Here is a 16,033-nt window from a genome sequence, read left to right as displayed (position 1 = left end):
CGACCCGGCCCCTGCCGACGAACGAGGAGCCCCCACCGTGGCGACCACACCCGTGCCCGCGACACCCAAGACCGTCCCGCCGCCCGGCCGTTCCGTCCTGCGCGACGTCGCTTTCCTGCGCTTGTGGGCGGGCGCCACCGCCTCCGGACTCGCGACCTGGGCGCTGCCCTTCGTCCTGGGGCTCGCCGTCCTGCACCGAGAACTCGGCGCGCCCGGCCTGGGCCTGGTCCTCGCGGCCCGCACCGCCGGCTTCCTCGCCGCCGTCGCCGTCGGCGGGGTACTGGCCGATCGTCACTCACGCCGGGCCGTCGTGCTCTGGTCCGCCCTCGCGGCAGCGGCCGCCACCCCGCTCCTCGCCCTCGGACTCGGCCGCTCGCTCCTGCTGATGAGCCTGGCCGCCGCCCTCGCGGGCGCGGGCCAGGGAGCCTGCCGCCCCGCCTTCCAGGCGCTCACCGCCGAGGTCGTCGCCGCCGACCGCAGGCAACAGGCCAATGCCGCCATGACCATGGCGGTACGGACCTCCACCCTGGCGGCCCCCACCCTGACGGCGCTGCTCGCGGCGTTCGTCGACGTGGGAACGCTGCTGCTGGGCATCGGCCTGCTCTGGCTGGTCGCCGCCCTGCTACCCGGCCGCGGCGCCCCGATCGCCGGATCGGCGGCCCCCGCACCCCGCGCCTCCCTGCGCGCCGAGTTCGTCGACGGCATACGCGAGGCCCGCCGCCACCCCTGGTTCCTCGCCGGACTGGGCGCCCTGACCGCCGTGATCGCGCTCGGCTACTCCGCCACCGGCGTAGCCCTGCCCCTCGTCAGCCGCGACCGCTACGGCACCGGGTGGGTCATGGCCGCGGCCATGACCGCCTACACCCTCGGCGCGCTCGGCGGGGCCCTGGTCACCGCCCGCCGGCGGCCCCGCTCCCAGGGCTGGAGCGCCTTCGCCGGCCTCGCCCTCTACGGCTTCGCGCCGCTGAGCCTGATGCTGCCGGTCCACCCGGCCGTGGTGATCGCCGCCTACGTCGTGGCGGGCATCGGGATCGAACTGTTCAACGTGCCCTGGTTCACGGCCACCCAGCGCGAAGTCGCCCCGGACAAGCTCGCCCGTGTCTCCTCGTTGGACTTCCTGCTGTCCTACGGCCTCGCCCCGGTCGGCCTCGCCCTGATCGCCCCGGCCATCGGCGCCTTCGGCGTCACCCCGGTCCTCGCCGTGTGCGCCGCGGCCTGCTTCCTCGTACCCGCCGCGGCCGCCCTCGCGCCCACCGCCCGGCACTTCGGGCGGACTCCGGACCCGAGGGCGCGCTGAGTTCAGCGCCGCGAGCGCACCAGGGCGAAGACCGCGCCCTCCGGGTCCGCGACCGTGGCCTGCCGCCCGCGCGGCCCCTCGCGGGGCGCGTCGACGACGCGTCCGCCGAGCTCGACCACCCGAGCGGCCGCCACGTCGGTGTCCTCCACCTCGAAGTACGCCATCCAGTGCGGCCCCCGGTCGTGCGGCAGCGAGCGGCCGACACCGTGCACGGCGGCCACCGGTCGCCCTTCCAGCTGCAGCGTCTGGTAGTCGAAGTCGTCGGAGGCCGTGGCGTGCGTCTGCGCCTCGTGGCCGAAGACGTGCTCGTAGAACTTCCCGACCGTCGAGGTGTCCTGGGTGACCAGCTCGTTCCACACGGGAGTGCCCGGACCGTGGTACGGCCGGGTGCCCATGAGGCTCTGCGCCTGCCACAGCCCGAAGATCGCGCCCAGCGGGTCGGAGCAGATCGCCACCCGCCCCGCGATTCCCGCGTCCAGCGGACCCACCGCGACCGTGCCGCCGCAGGCGCGCACCGACTCGGCGGTCGCGTCGGCGTCGTCCGTGGCGAGGTACGTCGTCCAGGCCACCGGAAGATGCCGGTCCGGCGGCATCTCGCCGATCCCGGCCACCTCGTGGCCGTCCAGCACCGCGCGGACGTACGGGCCGAGCTGCTCGGGTCCGGGTTCGTACTCCCAGCCGAACAGGTCGGCGTAGAAGTCCTCGGTGGTCCCGAGGCCGTGCACCATGAGGCTCACCCAGCACGGGGTACCGGGCGTGCGCCGGGTTGGTTCCGCTGCCTCGGTCATGTCAGCCGTCTCCTCCGTCGTGGCGCTTACCGGTGCTGATGCTTCCACTCCCGGCGGCTCGGCGCGCCCCGACCGGGCCGCATAAATGCGGGCCGGCGCGGAGTTGACCGGATCGGTGCGGCCCTCCGACGACGGCCCTGTCACACCGGTGGCGGGTGGGGAGGAAGATGGCCGACATGACTGCGAAATCTGTGATCCTCGCCGCCGCCGAACTGAGGAACGAGCTGACGGGCCCCCGCCCGCCGGTGCTGCTGGACGTCCGTTGGCAGCTCGGCGGCCCCGACCAGCGGCCCGCCTACGAGGCAGGACACCTGCCCGGCGCGGTGTACGTCGACCTCGACCGGGAACTGGCAGGTCCGCCCGGGGCGGGCGGCCGCCACCCGCTGCCGGACCCGGAGGCCTTCGGGCAGGCGATGCGACGGGCGGGCGTTCCGGCGGACGGGCCCGTCGTCGTGTACGACGGCGGACTGGGCTGGGCGGCGGCCCGCGCGTGGTGGTTGCTGCGCTGGACGGGTCACCCGAACGTGCGGGTCCTCGACGGCGGCTTGACCGCTTGGACGGCGGCCGGGGGCGAGGTGACGGCCGATCGGGTGACTCCCGCCGAGGGCGATTTCAAGCCAACTCCGGGGGCTGTCGGACTGCTGGACGCCGACGCGGCGGCCCTGCGCGCGCGGGCGGGGGTGCTCCTGGACGCACGCGCGGGGGAGCGCTACCGGGGCGAGGTCGAGCCGATCGACCCCGTCGGCGGGCACATCCCGGGCGCGCTGTCGGCCCCGACCACCGAGAACGTCGGTCCCGACGGGCGGTTCCTGCCGGCGGACGTCCTGCGCGCCCGGTTCGCGGCGCTCGGCGCGTCCGAGGGGGCGGAGGTGGGCGTGTACTGCGGCTCGGGGGTCTCCGGAGCGCACGAGGTGCTGGCCCTGGAGGTGGCGGGCATCGAGTCCGACCTCTACGCGGGCAGTTGGTCCGAGTGGTCCGGCGACCCGGCCCGCCCGGTCGCCACGGGCCCCGACCCTCAGTAGGCCGAGCCGCCGCCGGGTCCTGCCCGGCGGCGGTACTCCCGCTGTTCCTGCTGCTCCCGCTACTCCTGCTTCTTGCGGCGGGTGCCGAAGACGATCTCGTCCCAGCTCGGTACGGCCGCCCGGCGCCCGGGGCGGACCCCGTCGGCCTCGGCCTGGCGGTCGGTGGTACCCGTCAGGCGGTCCCGGTGGCCGGCCACCGTGCGCGGCATCAGGACGTCGGCGTACGCGGCGCCCGCGCCCGCCGAGGCGGCCGGGGCCGGCGGCTCCTCCGCCTCCGGTTCGGTGTCGTCCGGGGTCTCGGTGCGGTCCGGGACCACCATGTCACCGCGGAAGCTCGGGACCGCCTCCAGCAGGCTGGTGAGGGTGTCCCGCTCCTCCTCCGGTTCCGGTGCGGGCGCGGGTCGGGGCTCGATCCGCTCCAGCTGCCGGTCCAGGGCGCGGTCCAGCGGCCGGTCGCGCGGCAGCCGCGCGATCCTCGGCACGAACGGGAAGCTCGGCTCCGGCGCCGCCGGCAGGTCCTCGGACTCGCCGATCAGGGAGCGGGCCTCGTCGTCCACGGCCACGACCAGTCGGCGCGGCGGGTCGTAGGTCCAGCTCGCCGAGTGCGGCTCGCTCGCGACCCGGTAGACGAGCAGGACCTCCCAGGTGCCGTCGTCACGGCGCCAGGAGTCCCACTGGACGGACTCCTTCTCGGCCCCGCGCAGGCTCAGACGTTCCTGGACAGCCTCGCCGAGCTGCGGACCGGTGTTCTCCCCGGGGCGGCGCACGGGGGTCTTGCGGGCGCGCTCGGCCATGAACGCGCGCTCGGCGAGCACCGGGCCCTCGAAGCGGCGTACGCGGTCGACGGGGATGCCGGCGAGTTGAGCGACCTCCTCCGCGGAGGCACCGGCCCGTATGCGGGCCTGGATGTCGCGGGGGCGGAGGTGGCTCTCCACCTCGATCTCGATCTGGTTCAGACGCGCGCGATCGTTGCGGACGGCGGCCCGGAGCCGCTCGTCGATCGGAAGCGTGTACTCCGTGCTGTCCGCAGCCTTGAGCACCAGTCGTGTGCCGTCATTGGAGACGGCCACGACACGCAGTTCGGGCATGGGGACCTCCCGGGTGGTGCCTGCCGACGTCACGTGCGTCGCTGCTTCCGCTAGTCGAGTGTGGCCTGCCCGGGTGCAGCCTGCCACAACCTTGCCGAGTTAAACCGGCGTGTCGGGCATGCGCCCTTGATCGCCGTTATGGCACGGTTACCTGTTGGGCACGCACAGTGACCGAACGGTTACTGTGCGCAGCAGGCGCCCGTGCAATACCGCGGCATCACCGGTCTTTGAGTGCCGTGTTCCATCCGTCGGCCCCCTCTCCCGAGTCCGGACATCCGAAAGGAAGGACGGCCCCAGGGCTCGCCACAGTACTCCATTCGGGCCACCTGGGTGGACCGCCGCGCCGCCGAACTTTCCCCGGACGGCGGGAGTTGGCCTGCCCTCGATCGGGTCCGACCTGCACCCGTGGTCCGTTTTCGGGTGTCTTGCTTCACATAATCACCAGAAACGGAACTATCTGCTTCGCTCAGCGGTCGGTAACTCCTGACAGAGGAGAAGCGCGAGAGGCAGGACGCACCGGGTATGGCGATGGGTCAGGAAGCGACGCGGGACGCCGAGGACGAGCCGGAGAAGAAGAGGCTCGACCTGAGCGCGGCCCAGGTCGCCGGTTCCTCCCTCGCCACCGTCGCGGCGGCCCTGCTCGCCTCCAAGATGGGCGTCTACGGGACCATCCTCGGCGCCGGTGTGGTCAGTGTCGTCGCCACCGCGGGCGGGCCGGTCATCCAGCACCTCTTCCGACACACCGGCGACCGGCTGCGCGGCGGCGCCCGGTCCAGGGTCCGTCAGGCGCCCCCGCCCCGCGAGGAGTCGAAGGCGGCGGACAGCGCGGCCGCGGAGGTCGCCGACGAGGAGTTCGGCGAGGCCACCGTGCACGGCACGCGGATCCGGGGGTGGAGGCGCACCGCGGTCGCCTCCGGCGCGGCCTTCGCCATCGCCATCGGCGGACTCGGCACCTACGAGGCGATGGCCGGCACCTCCGTCAGCGACGGCGGCGGCACGCTCTTCTCCGGCGGCACCCGCAAGGTGGGCCAGGACCGGCCGACCCCGCCCCGCCAGGAACCGGGCGGCGAGGGGAAGGGCGACGAGGAGAAGGGCGGGAGGACACCCGGGCCGGGAACCTCCCCGAGCCCCTCGCCCTCGCTCTCGCCCGGCGGCCGGGGTCCGAGCTCCGGACCGAGCCCCTCCGGCTCGCCGGACCCGGGCACCTCCACGAGCCCGACGCCCGGCGCCTCCCCGTCGAAGGAAGCTCCGAGTTCATCCCCGCCCCCCACGCCGCCGGCCCCGACGCCCAGCCCGGACGCGTCGGTTCCGGCGGCGCGGCAGAGCGCGCCCTGACACCGGACCGGCTTCAGTCCCCCAGGACGCGCCGCAGATAGTCGTTGCCGAAGACCCGGTCGGGGTCGAGGCGGTCGCGCAGCGCGACGAACTCGCCGAAGCGCGGGTAGGCCTGCGCGAAGTACCCGGCGTCCCGCGTGTGCACCTTGCCCCAGTGCGGACGCCCGCCGTGCGCGGTGAAGATGGCCTCGGCCGCCGTGAAGTAGGCGTGGTACGGGGTGCTCTTGTACATGTGCACCGCGATGTACGCCGTTTCACGCCCGGAGGCCGTCGACAGGGTGATGTCGTCCGCCGGGGCCGTGCGCACCTCCACGGGGAAGCTGATCCGCAGCCCCGAACGGTCGACCATCGCCCGCAGCTCCCGCAGCGCCTCGACCACCTCACCGCGCGGAAGGGCGTACTCCATCTCCACGAAGCGCACCCGGCGCGGACTGGTGAACACCTTGTACGGGATGTCCGTATAGGTGCGCGCGGACAGGGCGCGGCTGGCCACGCGGGCGATGGAGGGGATGGTGGCCGGGACCGCGCGGCCCAGCGAGTTGACGGCCTGGAAGAGGCCGTTGGAGAGCAACTCGTCCTCGATCCAGGCGCTCACCGGTCCGGGCGGGGCGGCGGGGCCCTGGCTGCGGTTGTTCCGCTTGGTGTTGCAGTTGCCGGTGTGCGGGAACCAGTAGAACTCGAAGTGCTCGTTCTCCGCGAAGTGCTCCTCGAACTCCGCCGTCACCCGGTCGAAGCCCATCGGCTCCTCCCGGGCGGTCAGGAAGAACATCGGCTCCACGGCGAAGGTGATCGCGGTGACGATGCCGAGCGCGCCGATGCCGAGCCGGGCCGCGGCGAAGACCTCGGGATTCTCCTTCTCGGAGCAGGTCAGCAGTCGGCCGTCGGCCGTGACCAGCTCCAGGGCGCGGATCTGCGCGGCGATGGACGCCGAGTCGCGGCCGGTGCCGTGGGTACCGGTGCTGGTGGCGCCGGAGACCGTCTGCTCCATGATGTCGCCCATGTTGGTGAGCGACAGGCCCGCCGCGGCCAGGGCCTGGTTCATGTCCTTCATGACCGTGCCCGCCGCCACCGTGACCGTGCCCGCCGCCCGGTCGATCGACCGGATCCCGGTCAGGGCCTGCGGCCGTACGAGCACCCCGTCGGTGGCGGCGGCCGCGGTGAAGGAGTGGCCGGTGCCGACCGCCTTCACCCGCAACCCGTCCTCGGCGGCCCGGCGGACCGTCTCCTGGAGCTCCCCGACCGAGGTCGGTGTCACCGTACGGGCCGGTGTGGCGGTGACGTTGCCCGCCCAGTTATGCCACGCGGTCCGTTCCCTGCTGTTCTGCCTTGCTGTCGCCGTCCCCATCGATTGCTGGCACCTCCCCTTGCGCCGGCCTCGTCAGCCGGCGGTATCCCGCGAACGCAACCGCCGCCGCGGCCACCCCCGCCGAGATGGAGACGACGTACCCGGTCCGCGCCCCGGCCGCGTCGACGACCCAGCCGGTCACGGAGGACCCGAGCGCGATTCCGACCGCGAGGCCGGTGCTGATCCAGGTCATGCCCTCGGTCAGCTTCGCGTGTGGCACGTGCGCCTCGATCAGGGCCATCGTGGTGATCATCGTGGGAGCGATGGCGAGGCCCGAGACGAAGAGCGCCACGGCCAGAAACGGAAGGTTCCCGGCCAGTAGGAGGGGGATCATACTCACGGCCATCGCACATACGCCCAGTACCCACCGCAGTTCCGTCCGGCCCTTGAGGTGGAGCAGGCCGAAGACGATGCCCGCGAGGCAGGATCCGGCCGCCCAGATGGCCAGGATGAAGCTTGCGGCGGACTTGTGGCCCTGCTCCTCGGCGAAGGCCAGCGTGGACACGTCGATGGAACCGAAGATCGCGCCGGTCGCCACGAACGTGGCCGTCAGGACCTGGAGGCCGGGGGAGCGCAGGGCCGACGCGCGGTCGCCGTCCTGCGCGCGCGGGTGCGGCGCGGGCTCGGTGGACCGCTGCGCGGTGAGCAGCCACACGCCGACCAGCAGGCAGACGGCGGCGATCAGCGGACCGGCCTCGGGGAACCAGGTGGTGGACAGTCCGATGGCGAGGATCGGGCCGAAGATGAAGCACACCTCGTCGACGACGGACTCGAAGGAGTAGGCGGTGTGCAGTTCGCGCGGGGAGTCGCGGTAGATGACCGTCCACCGGGCGCGGACCATCGATCCGACGCTGGGCACGCAGCCCGCCACGGCCGCACAGACGAAGAGGGTCCAGTCGGGCCAGCCGTTCGCGGCGGCCACCAGCAGCAGCGCCACCGCGGCCACGGAGATCAAGGTGGCGGGGCGGAGCACCGCCCGCTGCCCGTGCTGGTCCACCAGTCGGGACACCTGCGGGCCGATCACGGCCGCGGCGAGGGCGAGGGTGCCGGTCAGGGCGCTCGCCATGGCGTAGCGGCCGGTGATCTCGGAGATCATCGTCAGGATGCCGACGCCGACCATGGATATCGGCAGGCGGCCGACCAGGCCGGCGGCGCTGAAGCCTTTGGTGCCGGGGGCCCCGAAGATCGCGCGGTAGGGACTGGGCAAGGGGGCCCTCCGTAAGGGACGTGATCGGCCCGTACAGGTTACGACGGCCGACCGGGCACCGCACGGGAGAGTTTCCGCGAACCGGAACTTAGGTTCACCTTACCTGTGTCGGTGTCCACCTCGCGGACAGGGCGGTTCTCTCCGGAGCGGGCCGGGTGGCAGGATTCGAGGCATGTCAGACCAGCTCCCCCCGCCCGCCGGCGGGCCCGCCGCCCCCTACGACGCCCTCCTGCTGCTGTCCTTCGGCGGCCCCGAGGGACCCGACGACGTCGTGCCCTTCCTGGAGAACGTCACGCGCGGGCGCGGTATCCCCCGCGAGCGGCTCAAGGAGGTCGGACAGCACTACTTCGGGTTCGGCGGGGTCAGCCCCATCAACGGGCAGAACCGCGAACTGCTGGACGCGTTGCGCAAGGACTTCGCGGGGCACGGGCTGGACCTGCCGGTCTACTGGGGCAACCGGAACTGGGCCCCGTACCTCACCGATGTCATGCGGGAGATGGTCGCCGACGGGCGCCGCCGCATCGCCGTGCTCGCGACCAGCGCGTACGCCTCGTACTCGGGCTGCCGGCAGTACCGGGAGAACCTCGCCGACGCGCTGGCCACCCTCGCCGAGGAGGGCGTGGAGCTGCCGCGCGTCGACAAGCTGCGGCACTACTTCAACCACCCGGGCTTCGTGGAGCCCATGATCGACGGGGTGGTGGCCTCGCTCGCCGAGCTGCCCGAGGAGGTCCGCTCCGGCGCCCACCTCGCCTTCACCACCCACTCCATCCCGACCGCCGCCGCGGACACCTCCGGCCCGGTGGCGGACCACACCGAGAACGGCGAGGGCGGGGCGTACGTCAAGCAGCACCTCGACGTCGCCCGGGTGATCGCGGACGAGGTCGCCGCACGCACCGGCGTCGCGCACTCCTGGGAGCTCGTCTACCAGTCCCGCAGCGGCGCCCCGCACATCCCGTGGCTGGAGCCGGACATCTGCGACCACCTGGAGGCGCAGCACGCCGCCGGCGCGCCCGCCGTCGTCATGGTGCCCATCGGCTTCGTCTCCGACCACATGGAAGTCCTCTACGACCTGGACACCGAGGCCACCGCGAAGGCGGCCGAGCTGGGTCTGCCCGTGCGCCGCTCGGCGACCGTCGGAGCCGACCCGCGCTTCGCCGGCGCGGTGCGGGAGCTGCTGCTGGAGCGCGCCGCCAAGGAGCGCGGGGAGCCGGCGGCGCAGTGCTGGGTCGGCACGCTGGGGCAGAGTCATGACCTGTGCGCGGTGGGCTGCTGCCCGGCGCGGGGCCCCCGGCCGGCGGCCGCGGGCGTGGACAGTCCGTACGCGTAGGAAGTGGGACCGTGATCTCTGACGAGCTGAAGGCCGAACTGCTGGACGTGGGTCTGGAGGCCGCCCGACGGGCCGGAGCTCTGCTGCGCGACGGCCGCCCGGCCGACCTGGCCGTGGCGGCGACGAAGAGCAGCCCCATCGACGTGGTGACCGAGATGGACATCGCGGCGGAGAAGCTGATCACCGGCATCCTCGCCGAGCGGCGGCCCGAGGACGGGCTGCTGGGCGAGGAGGGGGCGGACAGCCCGGGGACGAGCGGGGTGCGCTGGGTCGTCGACCCGCTCGACGGCACCGTGAACTACCTCTACGGGCTCCCGAGCTGGGGCGTGTCCATCGCGGCCGAGTACGGCGGCGAGACCGTGGTGGGCGTCGTGGCGGCCCCGATGCGCGGGGAGACCTACCACGCGGTCCTCGGCGGCGGCGCGTGGCTGGGTACGACGCCCCTGGCCTGCCGGCCGGCGGCGCCGCTGGACCAGGCGCTGCTCGGGACCGGCTTCGCGTACGTGCAGACCCGGCGGGTCCACCAGGCCGAGGTCGCGGCGCGGATCATCCCGCTGGCGCGGGACATCCGGCGGGGTGGGTCGGCGGCGCTGGACCTGTGCGACGTGGCCGCCGGGCGGCTGGACGGGTACTACGAGCGGGGACTGAACCCCTGGGACCTGGCAGCCGGCGACCTGATCGCCCGGGAGGCCGGAGCCATGACCGGGGGCCGTCCCGGTGAGCCGGCCTCGGGCGAACTGACCCTGGCCGCCACGCCGGCCGTGTTCGCCTCCCTGCAGCCGCTGCTGGAGGAGTACGGAGCCTGGCACGACTGAAAAAACACGTGGACCCCGGCCGCCCACTGGGGCGTCCGGGGTCCACGTCGTGCAGAGGCCGTGCAGAGGTCGTGCAGAAGCTCGGTTCGTGCAGAGTCGTGCAGGATTCGTGCAGAGTCGTGCGGGTGGGCGGGCCGGCCGATCGGGGGATCAGCAGGCGGGTACGGCGGCCGTGACGGGAACGCCGTGCTCGGCGGCCAGGCGCTGGAGATCCTCCAGCTCCGCCAGTTCCACTTCCGCGAGGAAGTCGTCGCCCGTCTCGCGGGCGTGCCTGAGGTCCGACTGCGTGTTCCTGATGCGCTGCAGGAGACCCGCGGTGAATGCGTCCATGGTGGGTTCGCCCCCTCTTCGTGGGTCGGCGGCGGCGTGGCTGTCCGCCGTCAGGGAGTGGATGGGGTGTGATCTCGTCCTCCCCTGCGCTCAGGGCCCAGAAACCTCGTAAGGCGAGGGAATCCTCACTTCCGCCCCGGCAGCCCCTCCACGAGCCGCCTTACAGCCGGTTTACGGCCGAAACGTGCAGGATGGGCGACGCAATACACGTGTGCCCTTCTGGGCTCGGAGGAAGGAAACGACGTGCGCGTACTCGTCGTCGAGGACGAGCAGCTGCTCGCCGATGCGGTGGCCACCGGACTACGCCGGGAGGCCATGGCCGTGGACGTCGTGTACGACGGCGCCGCCGCCCTGGAGCGGGTCGGCGTGAACGACTACGACGTGGTCGTGCTCGACCGGGACCTCCCGCTCGTGCACGGTGACGACGTGTGCCGGAAGATCGTCGAGCTCGGCATGCCCACCCGCGTGCTGATGCTGACCGCCTCCGGCGACGTCAGCGACCGGGTGGAGGGCCTGGAGCTCGGCGCGGACGACTACCTGCCCAAGCCCTTCGCCTTCACCGAGCTGACCGCCCGCGTGCGGGCGCTCGGGCGACGCACCACGGTCGCGCTGCCGCCCGTACTGGAGCGGGCCGGCATCAAGCTGGACCCGAACCGCCGGGAGGTGTTCCGCGAGGGCAAGGAGGTCCAGCTGGCGCCCAAGGAGTTCGCGGTGCTGGAGGTGCTCATGCGCAGCGAGGGGACCGTCGTCTCCGCCGAGCAGCTGCTGGAGAAGGCCTGGGACGAGAACACGGACCCCTTCACCAACGTCGTGCGGGTGACCGTGATGACCCTGCGCCGCAAACTGGGCGAACCGCCCGTCATCGTGACCGTGCCCGGCTCCGGATACCGGATCTGATGCGCGTGGCAACCACCCCGGCGCCACCGGCCGCGCCACCGAAACCGACATGGGACCCCGGCCAGCCCGAGGGTCCCTTCCCGTGGCTGCGGCCGACCATCCGGATACGCCTCACGCTGCTGTACGGCGGGATGTTCCTGATCGCCGGGATCCTGCTGCTGTCGATCATCTACCTGCTCGCGGCGCAGGCCCTGCGGCAGGGCAACGCGATCCCGTTCACGATCGTCCGCGGTCAGAACATCGAGGTCACCAGCACCACCTGCTCCGGCGTGAGCGGCACCAACCAGCCCTTCGACCAGTTCACCGCGGCGATCAACCAGTGCGTCCTGGAACAGCGCCGACACGCCCTGGACGACCTGCTGAGCCGGTCGCTGATGGCCCTCCTGGGCCTGAGCATCATCGCCTTCGCCTTCGGCTACGCGATGGCCGGCCGCGTGCTCTCGCCGCTCGGCAAGATCACCCGCACCGCCCGCCGGGTCGTGGGCTCCGACCTGACCCGGCGGATCGAGCTGGACGGGCCGGACGACGAGCTCAAGGAGCTCGCCGACACCTTCGACGACATGCTCGACCGACTGGAACGGGCCTTCACGGCCCAGCAGCGGTTCGTCGCGAACGCCTCGCACGAGCTGCGGACCCCGCTCGCGATCAACCGGACCCTGCTGGAGGTGCACCTCTCCGATCCGGGGGCGCCGATCGAGCTCCAGCAGCTCGGGAAGACCCTGCTCGCCACCAACGAGCGCAGCGAGCAGCTGGTCGAGGGCCTGCTGCTGCTGGCCCGCAGCGAGAACCAGATCGTCGAGCGCAAACCGGTGGACCTGGCGGAGGTCGCCTCGCGCGCCGTCGACCAGGTGCGCGGCGAGGCCGAGGCGAAGGGCGTGGAGATTCGCGGCGAGCGCGCGCCGGCCGTCGTGCAGGGCAACGGGGTGCTGCTGGAGCGGATCGCTCTCAACCTGGTGCAGAACGCCGTCCGGTACAACGTGCCGGAGAGCGGTTGGGTGGAGGTCGTGACCGAGGCCCAGCACGATCAGGCGGTCCTCCTGGTATCGAACACAGGTCCCGTTGTTCCCGCGTACGAGGTGGACAACCTCTTCGAGCCCTTCAGGCGGCTGCGTACGGAGCGCACAGGCAGCGACAAGGGTGTCGGACTGGGTCTGTCGATCGCGCGCTCCGTGGCGCGCGCACACGGCGGCAGGATCCAGGCGATGCCTCGGGAAGGCGGTGGCCTCGTGATGCGTGTCACTCTTCCCTTGTGAGACCCCGGCCCCGTGTTCGCTTTTGGCTGAATGCTTGCCCTGTGAAAACAACCGGCCCTGTGTGATCGATCACAGTGGTCGGTGTCGGGTCATGTGCGTTCAGTGACCCCGGCGCGGCCGGAAAGCCCGGGAAGTCCGGGTTTCCGGCCCCTCGGATGGCGGGAAATACACGGGGTGGCGTTTGTGCATGACGGCCCTCGGACCGTGTACGGTCCCGCTCGTCATCCCAGCCAATCGTCCTTCGGGCGGGCGGCTGGGTGTCGATTGAGTAACAGACCTTGATGTGAGGCAAAATCTCCGCCTCAGGTCGGGCACAAGTCCGGCCTCTCGTGCGTTACGTGCGCTGAGACACCGCTAACACCCAGAGGGGGAGAGCGAACAATGGCAACGGACTACGACACCCCGCGCAAGACCGACGATGACGTCGACAACGACAGCATCGAAGAGCTGAAGGCTCGGCGCAACGAGAAGTCGACCTCGTCCGCGGACATGGACGAATTCGACTCTGTCGAAAGCATGGAGCTTCCCGGCGCGGACCTCTCCAACGAGGAGCTGGCCGTCCGGGTCCTGCCCAAGCAGGCCGATGAGTTCACCTGCATGAGCTGCTTCCTGGTCCACCACCGCAGCCAGCTGGCACGTGAGAAGAACGGTCAGCCGATCTGTCGCGACTGCGACTGATAGGCGTCGGCCGTGGCTGGCTCCACACCCTTTCGGAAGCGACGCTTCCGGAAATCTGGTGATCCGGCGGAGACGCAGGTGGCATCCATGGATCCGGAAACGGCTCCTGGGGCTTCCGGCGGCTCCGCCAGTGCGGCGATCGCCATACCTTCCGACACCGCCTCGGCGGTGCCGTCGGAAACCGATCCCGACGAGGGGTCCCGGTACGGCTCCGGGGCTCGTCGGATGCAAGCCGTCAGAAAAGGTGTGCGCAAGGGCGGCGAAAGCGTCAAGGACGCCGTCCAGTACGTCACCGACAGGATCATCGAGAACGCACCGCGCGTTCCGGTTCGGGACCTCGCGACGCTGCGCGCGCAGTTCCCGGGCCTCGGCCCCGAGCAACTCGCCGAAAAGCTCGTCACGGGCGCCTGCGCCGCCACCTCGACCGTGGGCGCGGGAATCGGCGCCGCGGCCATGCTGCCCGTACCGCCCGCCATGCCGGCGGAACTGGCCGCCGAGATCACCGCGGTCGCGGCCATCGAACTCAAACTCATCGCCGAACTCCACGAGGTCTACGGCCGACGCCCCCAGGGCGGCGTCAAGGAGCGCAGCCTCGCCTACCTGACCGCCTGGACGGAGGAGCGCGGGGTCGACCTGACCAAGCCGACCACGCTGAACGCGGCGCTCGGCGGGCAGATGAAGCGCGAACTGCGCCAGCAGATCATGAAGCGGATGTTCCGCAGCCTGCCGAACCTCATGCCGTTCATGGTGGGCGCCGCCGTCGGCGCGGTCATGAACCGGCGGGACACCCGCAAGCTCGCCGAGAAGGTCCGTGGTGACCTGCGGAGGCGGGCCGTGGACTGGGAGACCCTGAACTCCCTGCCGCCCCTGGAGCGCCCCGTACAGCCCCTTCCCGAGGCCACCAGGATCGCACTGGAGGCCTCGGATCCCTCCGCGCACGGCTGAGGCCCCGCGCGGGGCGATCCGCCCGGACCGGGCCACCGGTCGCACCGGCCGGTCAGGCCGCCTGGTCGCGAGCGGCGAGCAGCGCCGCCACCAAGGCCTTCGGCTCGCGGGTGGAGACGTAGACGTAAGGGGTCGGGTCGGTCGGATCGGTGACCTCGACGCGGACCGCGGTCGGCACGTAGCTGCGCATCAGCATGAAGGCGCGCGTGTCCGCCTTGTACGTGCGCCAGGCACGCGACTCCTCGGCGTCCAGGATCTCGGGCTCGCCCAGGGCCGTCACCGGGATCCGCGCGTCCCCGGCCGCCAGCGCGCCGCCCACCACGCGCACGCGCGCGGACCCGTACGAGCTCACCACCAGCCCGGCCAGCGCCGTGCCCCCGACCAGCCCGACCAACAGCGGCATCGTGCCCAGCGGCAGCAGCATCAAGGCGCAGGCGAGGCCGACCAGTACGGCGATGCCCCACCAGGAGCGGGGGGCGGTCAGACGTTCGTCGTGGTGCGCGGTGGAGAGCTGCATACGGCCAAGCCTCCCACGAGGCGACCGGTGGGTAGCCGCGCGGGTAAGGTCTGCGGCTGTGAGTGGACGAAACACAGCGTTGACGCCCCCGGCCGACGCCGCCGCGCCGGTCAGGCACCCTGACGCGCCCGCCCCCGGCGAGCTCCTCGGCGCGCACTACGAGCACTGTTTCGGGTGCGGCGGGGGCCAGCCCCACGGACTGCACCTGGAGGCCCGGGCGGGCGAGGGTGTGAGCGTCACCGCCGAGTTCACCGTCAAGCCCGCGCACCAGGGCGCACCCGGTCTCGCCCACGGCGGGGTGCTCGCCACCGCGCTCGACGAGACGCTGGGTTCCCTGAACTGGCTGCTGCGCGTCATCGCCGTGACGGGGCGGCTGGAGACCGACTTCGTGCGGCCCGTGCCGGTGGACACCGTGCTGTACCTGGAGGCCGAGGTCACCGCGGTCGCCGGGCGGAAGATCTACTGCACGGCCGTCGGCCGGATAGGCGGACCGCAGGGCCCGGTCGCCGTACGTGCCGACGCCCTCTTCATCGAGGTGAAGGTCGACCACTTCATCGACAACGGACGGCCCGAGGAGATCCAGGCGGCGATGGCCGACCCGGACCAGGTCAGGCGCGCACGCGCCTTTGAGGTGAACCCCTGATGTCCCAGAGCAACCACGACTCCCACCGGCCGGTCGACGTGCTGATCCGCCGCGTCGACCCGGAGGTGCCGATTCCGGCGTACGGGCATCCCGGCGACGCCGGCTGCGACCTCGTCACCACGGAGGCCGCCGAGCTGGAGCCCGGCGAGCGCGCCGTACTGCCCACCGGAGTCTCGATCGCCCTGCCCGACGGGTACGCGGCCTTCGTGCACCCGCGGTCCGGCCTGGCCGCACGCTGCGGGCTCGCGCTCGTGAATGCCCCGGGGACGGTGGATGCCGGGTACCGTGGGGAGATCAAGGTGATCGTGGTCAATCTCGACCCTCGCGAGAGCGTCCGGTTCGAGCGTTTCGACCGCATTGCCCAGCTGGTTGTCCAGCGGGTCGAGAAGGTGCGCTTCCACGAGGTGGCGGAACTTCCCGGCTCGGCCCGGGCCGAGGGGGGCTTCGGCTCCACCGGCGGGCATGCGGCCGTGGCCGGATCCGGGGCTGGTCAGCAGGGTGGGAATGGCTACGCTTCGGTCGTTACCGACCGGGAAGGACAGTGAC

At 72.2% G+C, this 16,033-nt stretch carries 17 protein-coding genes; 11 read left to right on the top strand and 6 right to left on the bottom strand.

The window, feature by feature from the left end; genetic code table 11:
• The first annotated feature begins 37 nt into the window (after nt 1-37).
• Nucleotides 38-1,297 (top strand): MFS transporter, encoded by a 1,260-nt coding sequence (locus BCL76_RS04295; protein ID WP_109778140.1) that lies wholly within the window; start codon nt 38-40, stop codon nt 1,295-1,297.
• Nucleotides 1,298-1,299: 2 nt separating this feature from the next.
• Here BCL76_RS04295 and BCL76_RS04290 read toward each other — a convergent pair whose 3' ends face one another.
• Nucleotides 1,300-2,085 carry a VOC family protein gene (locus tag BCL76_RS04290; RefSeq protein WP_109778139.1) on the bottom strand — a complete coding sequence of 262 codons (786 nt, stop codon included), beginning with the start codon at nt 2,083-2,085 and terminating at the stop codon, nt 1,300-1,302.
• A gap of 176 nt (nt 2,086-2,261) precedes the next feature.
• Between BCL76_RS04290 and BCL76_RS04285 the strand changes: the two genes are divergently transcribed.
• Nucleotides 2,262-3,107, top strand: coding sequence for a sulfurtransferase (locus BCL76_RS04285; RefSeq protein ID WP_109778342.1), 846 nt, complete (start codon nt 2,262-2,264; stop codon nt 3,105-3,107).
• Between the two features lie 59 nt (nt 3,108-3,166).
• Here BCL76_RS04285 and sepH read toward each other — a convergent pair whose 3' ends face one another.
• Nucleotides 3,167-4,195: a septation protein SepH gene (gene sepH / locus BCL76_RS04280; protein WP_030765891.1), complete on the bottom strand. Its 1,029-nt coding sequence runs from the start codon at nt 4,193-4,195 to the stop codon at nt 3,167-3,169.
• Nucleotides 4,196-4,717: 522 nt separating this feature from the next.
• Between sepH and BCL76_RS04275 the strand changes: the two genes are divergently transcribed.
• A complete protein-coding gene (locus tag BCL76_RS04275; protein ID WP_181382422.1) occupies nt 4,718-5,530 on the top strand; it encodes a hypothetical protein in 813 nt (270 codons plus the stop codon).
• A gap of 13 nt (nt 5,531-5,543) precedes the next feature.
• Here BCL76_RS04275 and BCL76_RS04270 read toward each other — a convergent pair whose 3' ends face one another.
• Nucleotides 5,544-6,875 carry a D-arabinono-1,4-lactone oxidase gene (locus tag BCL76_RS04270; protein WP_109778138.1) on the bottom strand — a complete coding sequence of 444 codons (1,332 nt, stop codon included), beginning with the start codon at nt 6,873-6,875 and terminating at the stop codon, nt 5,544-5,546.
• The gene (locus BCL76_RS04265; protein WP_109778137.1) at nt 6,823-8,082 is read right to left on the bottom strand and encodes an MFS transporter; all 1,260 of its coding nucleotides are present in this window, start codon (nt 8,080-8,082) and stop codon (nt 6,823-6,825) included. Before BCL76_RS04265 ends, BCL76_RS04270 begins: the two co-directional genes overlap by 53 nt.
• 172 nt (nt 8,083-8,254) lie before the next feature.
• Here BCL76_RS04265 and BCL76_RS04260 point away from each other — a divergent pair, with 172 nt between their 5' ends.
• Together BCL76_RS04260 and BCL76_RS04255 are read left to right on the top strand one after the other, a co-directional pair.
• Nucleotides 8,255-9,409, top strand: a complete 1,155-nt coding sequence (locus tag BCL76_RS04260) for a ferrochelatase (RefSeq protein ID WP_109778136.1) — start codon at nt 8,255-8,257, stop codon at nt 9,407-9,409.
• Nucleotides 9,410-9,420: 11 nt separating this feature from the next.
• Complete coding sequence (locus tag BCL76_RS04255; RefSeq protein WP_375137877.1) at nt 9,421-10,224, top strand: inositol monophosphatase family protein; 804 nt, start codon at nt 9,421-9,423, stop codon at nt 10,222-10,224.
• A 150-nt stretch (nt 10,225-10,374) separates the two neighbouring features.
• Here BCL76_RS04255 and BCL76_RS04250 read toward each other — a convergent pair whose 3' ends face one another.
• Nucleotides 10,375-10,554 carry a hypothetical protein gene (locus BCL76_RS04250; RefSeq protein ID WP_030765877.1) on the bottom strand — a complete coding sequence of 60 codons (180 nt, stop codon included), beginning with the start codon at nt 10,552-10,554 and terminating at the stop codon, nt 10,375-10,377.
• Nucleotides 10,555-10,797: 243 nt separating this feature from the next.
• On the opposite strand from BCL76_RS04250, the gene BCL76_RS04245 reads away from it, so the two are divergent.
• From BCL76_RS04245 to BCL76_RS04230, 4 genes are all read left to right on the top strand, one after another.
• Complete coding sequence (locus BCL76_RS04245) at nt 10,798-11,451, top strand: response regulator transcription factor (protein WP_030008767.1); 654 nt, start codon at nt 10,798-10,800, stop codon at nt 11,449-11,451.
• A gap of 5 nt (nt 11,452-11,456) precedes the next feature.
• A complete protein-coding gene (locus BCL76_RS04240) occupies nt 11,457-12,704 on the top strand; it encodes a sensor histidine kinase (protein WP_109778340.1) in 1,248 nt (415 codons plus the stop codon).
• A 381-nt stretch (nt 12,705-13,085) separates the two neighbouring features.
• Entirely contained in the window at nt 13,086-13,382 is a 297-nt protein-coding gene (locus BCL76_RS04235; RefSeq protein WP_030008769.1) for a DUF4193 domain-containing protein, read from the top strand.
• A gap of 12 nt (nt 13,383-13,394) precedes the next feature.
• Nucleotides 13,395-14,327, top strand: a complete 933-nt coding sequence (locus BCL76_RS04230) for a hypothetical protein (protein WP_109778135.1) — start codon at nt 13,395-13,397, stop codon at nt 14,325-14,327.
• A 52-nt stretch (nt 14,328-14,379) separates the two neighbouring features.
• On the opposite strand, the gene BCL76_RS04225 is transcribed toward BCL76_RS04230, so the two are convergent.
• Nucleotides 14,380-14,844 carry a DUF3093 domain-containing protein gene (locus tag BCL76_RS04225; protein ID WP_109778134.1) on the bottom strand — a complete coding sequence of 155 codons (465 nt, stop codon included), beginning with the start codon at nt 14,842-14,844 and terminating at the stop codon, nt 14,380-14,382.
• Between the two features lie 58 nt (nt 14,845-14,902).
• Here BCL76_RS04225 and BCL76_RS04220 point away from each other — a divergent pair, with 58 nt between their 5' ends.
• Both BCL76_RS04220 and dut read left to right on the top strand, forming a co-directional pair.
• The gene (locus BCL76_RS04220) at nt 14,903-15,487 is read left to right on the top strand and encodes a PaaI family thioesterase (RefSeq protein ID WP_030765862.1); all 585 of its coding nucleotides are present in this window, start codon (nt 14,903-14,905) and stop codon (nt 15,485-15,487) included.
• Nucleotides 15,487-16,032 carry a dUTP diphosphatase gene (gene dut, locus BCL76_RS04215; protein ID WP_030008773.1) on the top strand — a complete coding sequence of 182 codons (546 nt, stop codon included), beginning with the start codon at nt 15,487-15,489 and terminating at the stop codon, nt 16,030-16,032. Before BCL76_RS04220 ends, dut begins: the two co-directional genes overlap by 1 nt.
• The last annotated feature ends 1 nt before the right edge of the window (nt 16,033 follow it).

It is taken from the genome of Streptomyces sp. CG 926, assembly GCF_003148825.1.
Taxonomy (GTDB): Bacteria; Actinomycetota; Actinomycetes; order Streptomycetales; family Streptomycetaceae; genus Streptomyces.
This window is presented reverse-complemented; position numbering and strand designations above follow the sequence as displayed.